This is a genomic window from Nocardia wallacei (assembly GCF_029869545.1).
Lineage (GTDB): Bacteria > Actinomycetota > Actinomycetes > Mycobacteriales > Mycobacteriaceae > Nocardia > Nocardia wallacei_A.
In genome coordinates, this window is the sequence record NZ_JARWQD010000240.1 from 71,401 (window position 1) to 77,982 (window position 6,582).

General features: G+C 66.8%; 5 protein-coding genes and 1 pseudogene. 1 reads left to right on the plus strand and 5 read right to left on the minus strand.

Translation table 11 applies throughout. The features are described from left to right. Nucleotides 1-222 precede the first annotated feature (222 nt). The 4 genes from QH290_RS20490 to QH290_RS20505 form a co-directional block, all read right to left on the minus strand. A complete protein-coding gene (locus QH290_RS20490) occupies nucleotides 223-1,584 on the minus strand; it encodes a sensor histidine kinase (RefSeq protein WP_280267285.1) in 1,362 nt (453 codons plus the stop codon). Nucleotides 1,585-1,798: 214 nt separating this feature from the next. After that, nucleotides 1,799-2,476, minus strand: a complete 678-nt coding sequence (gene mftE, locus QH290_RS20495; RefSeq protein ID WP_280267284.1) for a mycofactocin biosynthesis peptidyl-dipeptidase MftE — start codon at nucleotides 2,474-2,476, stop codon at nucleotides 1,799-1,801. A 5-nt stretch (nucleotides 2,477-2,481) separates the two neighbouring features. Continuing rightward, on the minus strand, nucleotides 2,482-3,795 hold the full coding sequence (gene mftF / locus QH290_RS20500; protein WP_280267283.1) for a mycofactocin biosynthesis glycosyltransferase MftF: 1,314 nt from the start codon (nucleotides 3,793-3,795) through the stop codon (nucleotides 2,482-2,484). Beyond that, nucleotides 3,792-4,583: a mycofactocin-coupled SDR family oxidoreductase gene (locus tag QH290_RS20505; protein WP_280384518.1), complete on the minus strand. Its 792-nt coding sequence runs from the start codon at nucleotides 4,581-4,583 to the stop codon at nucleotides 3,792-3,794. The genes mftF and QH290_RS20505 overlap by 4 nt, the downstream gene beginning before the upstream one ends. Nucleotides 4,584-4,782: 199 nt before the next feature. Between QH290_RS20505 and QH290_RS20510 the strand changes: the two genes are divergently transcribed. Continuing rightward, a complete protein-coding gene (locus QH290_RS20510; RefSeq protein WP_280384519.1) occupies nucleotides 4,783-6,348 on the plus strand; it encodes an MFS transporter in 1,566 nt (521 codons plus the stop codon). A 95-nt stretch (nucleotides 6,349-6,443) separates the two neighbouring features. Here QH290_RS20510 and QH290_RS20515 read toward each other — a convergent pair. Further along, a pseudogene (locus tag QH290_RS20515) lies at nucleotides 6,444-6,582 on the minus strand (histidinol-phosphate transaminase); the annotation flags it as partial.

The window sequence follows — 6,582 nt, forward strand, 5'->3', positions numbered from 1 at the left end:
GCGCGTGCCACGTATGGCCCCCCGGTGCCAGATTCAATTCCCGCCTGCGTCGTTAGCGATGACGGTGTTCATACGGACCCGGGGTGTGGCATCTGGCGCATCGAGCATTTTCGAGCATTCGGCCCGCCCAGTTGGGCAGCGAAGATCAAGTTTCAGCGCCTCGGCCAGGCATAGCCGAGCGGCCGACCGGCCAGGCTAAGCGAACGTGGGCTATAGGTCCGGTCAGAGTTGCTCTGTAGTGGCCGTAGCGCTCGCCACGCGATCGACCTGCACGTCGAGGTATACGGCGAGCCCGCCGCCCGTTCGTGCGCCGAATTTCAACCGGCCGTTGAGCGACAACACGATCTGATCTGCGATCCACAATCCGAGACCCGCGCGACCGCGCTGATCGCCGACGGACACGTACTTCTCGGTGACATCGGCCGTCAACTCCCTCGGCAGGCCGGGTCCACGGTCCAGGATCTCGATATGCAGTTCGGATGAGCTGACGCGAGCGATGAGATCGACGGGCTTCCCCCGTCCGTGCCGGAAGGCATTCTCGAGCAGATTGGTGATGACGCGTCGGAGCAGCTGGGTGTCGAAGCGGCATGCGGTGTCCGGTGGCGAGACCGTCAGCCGAAGCTGGGGCGGCGCCAGGCCGACGGTGTCGGCCGTGGCGACCAGAAAGTCGTGGAGAACGACCACCTGCCGATGACCGGTACTGAATGTGGGTCGGCGGCTCGCTGCGACGTCTCCCAGCGCATCCATCATTGCCGACAGATGACTTGCGTGCGCTGCGATGAGTTCTTTCATGCGCTGATCGTTGGCCGACGGTACGTCATTGTGTGCGACCTGGTTATCGGCGAGCGCCTTCAACGAAGAGATCGGCGTTCGCAATTCGTGCAGGATCACCTGCAGACCCGTCTCTTGAGCTTCGTACGATTTCAGCAGCCGAGCGCGGAGGTCACGCTCCTCCTCGGCAGCGGAGTGCTCTGCGACGACCTCGGCCAGCGCCTCGGCGTGGGCTTGGGCGGCCCGCTGAGTCAGAAGCGTGAATACTGTTGTCAGAGCGGCTGTCAACAAAAAATACACCGGCCACCATAGTCCCGCCTGCCATCTGACCTCTGGCGGTACGACCGAGGAGCTTACGGTAAGCGCGAGGATGAAGTACGCCAAGCTCAGCGCAAGGGATGCCAGCACTGTATTCAAGGGAGACAATCGTGTCGCCGCGGCAACGATGGTCAAAAACAACAGTCCCACAAGAGGACTCGTTGCACCTCCGGTTACTGCGATGAATGCGAGAGAGAATCCCCCATCGAGTGTGGTGACGACGGCGGAGGCTTTCGCGCCTCCGAGTTCTGTTGCAGGCTCATAAAAACCTGCGAGCGAATAGACGACCGCGATCGCCAACAGCGTCCACGCCCACCCCATGTGTTGGCGCACATCGTGCGTCCCGACGGTCAGCAGCACGGCGACGGACACCACGACCAGTGCCCGGACACTGACGATGGTCCATCGAACGGTCCGGATGTCTACATCCCGAAGCGTCTTCGTGGCCCAGGGCGCAATGGGGCGTGAAGAGCGCCACCATCGAATGGCTGACATCGGGGCCTCCCAGTAACGCACAACGAGTAGTCTGCATGATTGCTGCGACAAATATCCGGGATTGCGGTCCCCGTAACGACCTGACTCGCCGTACAGACGCCGACGGTGTCGGCGCCCGATCGGTCTCGGCCACATATCCACTCGAAATCGGTTGGCAGTAAACAGTTCTCGCTGTCGCACGAGCCCGGTTCAGCATCCTGTCCGAACGGCCGGGTCAACATGTGAGCGACATCCATCGATTCACCGCCGAGATGAGCGATTCGGTCCAACTGGCGAGGTGAAATCTGCCGTCGTCGGCGTTGGCGCCGGTCGGGTCGCCGAGTACTCCATTGCGGCTCACGGCTGCGACGCCGTGCTCACGCATGCGGTCGATGAGCTCGCCCATCGGGCGGATGTTGCCAGGTTCGGCACGGTCGACGGAGACGGTGTCAGGTCGCAACTCGAGCATGACCGAGGTTTCCGCATGCCCGGCGTGGCTGTCGTTGCTGGCACCGGACGGTGACCACGCCAGGACGTTTCGTCCTTCCCCGCGCAGCGTTCCGGCCGCGGCACTGAGTGCATCAAGATTGCCGCCGTGCCCGTTGACGAGCACTACACCGATGAACCGGTCCGCAGAGCGAACGAGTTCGACAAGTAGCAGTTCGAGTGCTGCTCGGCCGATCGACAGCGTACCGGGGAAATCGGCGTGTTCGCCGCTGGATCCGTAAGGGATTGCAGGTGCGACGACGATGCCGGGCAGCGCCGCGGCGAGCCGGTAGCAGAGTTCGATTGCAATGGTGGTGTCGGTACTCAGCGGCAGATGCGGGCCGTGTTGTTCGGTGGCTCCGAGCGGCACGGCGAGCACGGCGCGGTCGGGCACTTCCGGTGAGCGGAGGCTGGCGAACTCGGTCATGGTCACTATCCCCTCCCGTTCCGGTGAAAACGGGGAAGGAGAGGAATCAGGGTGCGGTTGCGGAGGCATCCGGTCCAGACTCCGAGCCCGTAGGCGAAATCGTCTGCCAAACGCAATGCCACGTTACTGCTTTTCATGAGTGACTCCGTCGCTGCGGCGGCACACGCGACGAGAAGTAGCCTCCTGCCGCGTCTGCTGGACAGCGCGAGCGGCCACCAGACGCGGCGCAGGCAGGTGGCAAGCTGGCGGAGGAGCGCAACTTGGCCGTTCACGGCCAGGACGGTCGCCGTATGCAGCGGGACATGTCGGCTATGGAGCCGCCGGATCATCCGCAGGCTGGTGAAGGCACTCGGAAGTGCCGCGGCCGCAAAGTGTCCGGTGACCGCCAGCACAGACTGCACGCCGACGACGGCGGGCAGTCGGACGGCGTTGAGAAGGCCGGGGTGCCGTCGAGCAAGTGGGGCGGCCGAGGTCCCGTAGTCGAAGCGTTGGCGCAGGAAGGCACCGATGGTGCCGCGAGGTTCGTGGTGGACTGTCGACAGCGGTTGGTAGCGCACCGAGAAGCCTGCGGCCAGCAAACGCCAGATGAGGTCGACATCCTCGCCGAAGCGCAAGGATTCGTCGAACCCGCCCACCGCACGCAGAGCTTCGGCACGGACCACCAGTGCGGCGGACGGCACATAGCGGACACGCCCGTCGGGCTGCACGGGTGCGGGTAGGGTGCCCATGTCGAGGGCGGAATGGCTTGCCTCGTAGCGACCGACCGGACCGGTGATCAGTGATCGGACGCGCGGGGCGACGGCTGCGACAGCGGGGTCGTCGAACAACGGGAGAATGGTGTCCAGCCAGCCCGGGTTCGGGACCGTGTCGGAGTCGAGAAATGCCACCAATGGCGTTGCGGTGCAGCGCAGTCCGGAATTTCGGGCCGCCGCCGGGCCGCGTGCGCGATGGTGGCGAATCGTGGCGTCGGCAACCGGATCTCGGGAGCCGTCATCGACGACGATCCGGTCGGCGAATTCGGTGGTCGCGGCATAGAGCCGGGCCAGGCCTTCGGGATTGTCCTTGACCGGAACGATCAGCGTCACAAGTGCATTCGTGAGTAATCCGGACTCAGGAATGGGGTGGACAATCCCCGCGGCGATAAGCCGTTGGACCAGCGCCCGGGCAGGAGGCCTGGGGTCGACCGGCTTGCCGTCCAGCCACGTGTCCAGTAGGCGAGCTCCCGAGGTGCCTAGTCGCAGTAGGCGTGTCGGCGAGCCGCCGAGCAAGGTGCGGCCGTTGTCGAATCGGCGCACGCCCACGTCCAGGTGCAGTCTCACGGCTGGAAGCCTCCGTCGGCGTGGATGACACTTCCTGTGACACAGCTGGATTCGGGCAAGCACAGCCACGCGATGACGGCGGCGACCTCTTCGGGTTCCAGGATGCGGTCCAGCAGCTGATGCGATGCGAACGCATCGACAGTGTCGAGACCGTAGAGACGGGCAGACTCGATCAGCAGGTCGGTGCGAGTGGAACCGGGAGAGACCGCGACGGCCGTAACTCCGGTGCCGCGTAGGTCGTGGGCCAGACCCTTGATCAGCCCGGTAACGGCGTGTTTGGCGGCGTTGTAGCCAGCCAGGTGCCACATGCCGTGGTGTGCGGCGGCGGAGGCGAGGGCGATGAATCGGCCCCTGCGAGGCGGGCCTTGGCTCAGCAATGCGGGGACAGTGGCGCGAGCGAGGTTGGCCACGCCGTGAACGCCGATGTCGAACATCGGGGTCCAGTCCGATGTGGTGGTTTCCCAGAGCGGGCGGCCGCCGCCGGTAACCACCGCGGCTGCGGCAATGGCGGCGTCCAGCCGCCCGAATGCTTCCTCGGCGAACTTCACAGCATCGGTCAGGGCCGCCTGGTCGCGGACATCGGCCACGACACCGACAACAGCTCCGTCGTGTGCCGGGGCAAACCCGAGCACCAGCTGCGGTGGTGGGGGCGCCGAGGGGAACCCGAGGGGGGCGGGGCGGCCGGCGGGGTATTGGTCGCCGTTGCCGGTCTGGGCGGTGGCGCCGATGAGCGCGGTTGCCAGCGCGGCGGCCGCGAACGAGGTGGGGCGGCGCAGGCGCCGGGACATGCACGTACTCATTACCTCGGAGCTTATGCGGCGGCGGCCCGGCGTGCTGCGAAGCGTCGCCAGTGCGACCGGCGGGGTATTGACAGAGGCGCCAAAATGAGAGCTACTATCAAAAAACAGTAGCAGTCAAATGAGTGGACATGTCATGAAAATGGCATCGGCGGGAAACTCCGGCGCGGCGCAGAGAAGGGACCTCGGGATGGCAGAGCAGGAAGGCGTCACCGCGACCGCGGCACGGGGCGCGGCAGCGGTCGGCGGTGGCGGCAAGTCGCGGTGGCTGGCGTTGGCCGCGCTCAGCGTCGCCATGTTGACCATCGGGCTGGATACCACGGTGCTGGTGGTGGCGTTGCCCACGATGGCGGTCGATCTGAACGCGAATACCGCTGCGCTGCAGTGGTTCACGACCGCGTACACGCTGGCGCTGGCCGGGTTCATGCTCCCGGCGGGCGCTCTGGGAGATCGCTACGGCCGCAAGCGTTTTCTGCTCGGCGCGCTCGCGCTGTTCGGCGCCGCCTCGCTGTGGTGCGCGCTGGCGACATCGTCCGGGCAGCTCATCGCCGCGCGGGCGGTGCTGGGCATCGCGTCCGCGGCGATGATGCCCCTGTCGATGTCCGTGCTGCCCGCGATGTTCCCCCGGCAGGAGGAACGTCAACGGGCCCTGACCGTTTGGGTCACCTCGACGGCGATCGGACTGCCGCTCGGGCCGATCGTCGGCGGCTGGCTGCTGCAGCACTACTGGTGGGGTTCGGTCTTCCTGATCAACCTGCCGCTGGTGATCATCGGACTGATCGCGGTCGCCTCGCTGGTCCCGGAATCCCGCAGCGACAACCGATTCCGCATCGACCTGCTCGGCGTGGTGCTGTCGGCGGGCGGCATGCTCGCCCTCACCTACGGCTTCATCCGGTTCGGTGAGCGCGACTGGGGCGACGGCATCGCCTGGGCGAGCGTGGCGGCCGGAGTGGTGGTGCTCGGCGCGTTCGTGCTCTGGCAGCGGCGGATCCGGCATCCGCTGGTCGACCTGGATTTGTTCGCCGCGCACGGATTCCGATGGGGCACAGGGTATTCCATACTGGTGCAGTTCGCCATGTTCGGGATGTTCTTCACGGTGCCGCAGTACTTCCAGGCGGTGCTCGGCGCGGATTCGCTGGGGAGCGGGCTGCGGCTGCTGCCGCTGATCGGCGGGCTGGTCGTCGGCACCCGGGTCGCGGACAAACTGTTGTCCAGGGTGGGCCTGCGGGTCGTGCTCACGACGGGCTTCACGGTTCTCGCGGCCGGGCTCGCGCTCGGCGCGCTGACCTCGGCGGACAGCGGCTACGGCTATACGGCGGCGTGGATCACGGTGCTCGGCGCCGGAATGGGCTTCGTGATGCCCGCGGCGATGGGCATGGCCATGGGGGAGCTGACCCCGGAGCGGTCCGGCTCCGGATCGGCGCTCATCCAGGCGCTGCGGCAGGCCGGTGGCACCATCGGCGTCGCCGTGCTGGGCACGGTGCTGGCCAACCAATACCGTTCGGAGCTGGGCGTTTACGACCGGGAGCCGGTGTCCGACGGTGTGAGCGCCGGTGTCGCGGTGGCTCATGCGAAGGGCGATGCGCACATGCTCGAGCAGGTCCAGTCCGCGTTCGTCGGCGGCATGAGCGTGATGCTGTGGGTGTGCGCCGGGATCTGCGTCGTGGCCGGTGTGCTCGCCGTGTTCTTCACGCCCGGCCGTATGCCGGACGCACCCGCCGCGGCGGGTGGGGGAGAATCTGGGCATGTAGGCTGATTCGAAGGCGGGAACGAAGGGGGCCGGGCGCGTCACGGCGACGGCCCCCGCGGACGCCGAATCCGTGCTGTCGCGGGGCCCACCCGGCGCCCCGCCACCCCCGTCTGCCGGGTCAGGTACGCGGCCAGCTCGGTGCGCAGGGCGGTCGCGTCGCGGTCCGGGTAGCGGTGCAGGTCGGCGGCCGCGGCGCGGATCGACTCCGCGACATCGTCGACCAGGGCACGGGTCGGCGGG

Bases quoted from the DNA above. Each gene is read 5' to 3' on its own strand.
- QH290_RS20510 (WP_280384519.1), top strand. From the start codon at position 4,783: ATGGCAGAGCAGGAAGGCGTCACCGCGACCGCGGCACGGGGCGCGGCA.
- QH290_RS20505 (WP_280384518.1), bottom strand. From the start codon at position 4,583: ATGTCCCGGCGCCTGCGCCGCCCCACCTCGTTCGCGGCCGCCGCGCTG.
- mftE (WP_280267284.1), bottom strand. From the start codon at position 2,476: ATGACCGAGTTCGCCAGCCTCCGCTCACCGGAAGTGCCCGACCGCGCC.
- QH290_RS20490 (WP_280267285.1), bottom strand. From the start codon at position 1,584: ATGTCAGCCATTCGATGGTGGCGCTCTTCACGCCCCATTGCGCCCTGG.